Raw genomic sequence first — 231 nt, 5'->3', positions numbered from 1 at the left:
ATGCAAGAGGTGGTGGCAAAGAACCAAAAGAGGGTAGTGATCCAGGATCTTTTCAGCAAGAAAAAATAGGCAACGCGGGTACTGTATATCCGTCAGAAGAAAATAGACATACTCATAATTTAAATTTAAAAGAAAACGGAGTTAAAGGTTCTTTTTTAAGGTCTTTTGACTGGTACGCAACAGATGTAAAAGATGAGGATAATAACGACTTTTAGTCGGCAGAGTATTGTG

1 protein-coding gene is annotated in these 231 nt (G+C 37.2%); it reads left to right on the top strand.

All coding sequences use genetic code 11. The annotated features are described in order from the left end of the window. A partial coding sequence (locus Q4550_RS24265) for a hypothetical protein (RefSeq protein WP_303536832.1) occupies window positions 1–215 on the top strand: 215 nt, incomplete at its 5' end. Window positions 216–231 lie beyond the last annotated feature (16 nt).

The sequence above is a fragment of the Anaerobacillus sp. 1_MG-2023 genome, assembly GCF_030547345.1.
GTDB classification, from domain to species: Bacteria; Bacillota; Bacilli; order Bacillales; family Guptibacillaceae; genus Guptibacillus; species Guptibacillus hwajinpoensis_B.
The sequence above is the reverse complement of the archived record's forward strand: the minus strand, read 5'-3'. Positions and strand labels throughout refer to the sequence as shown.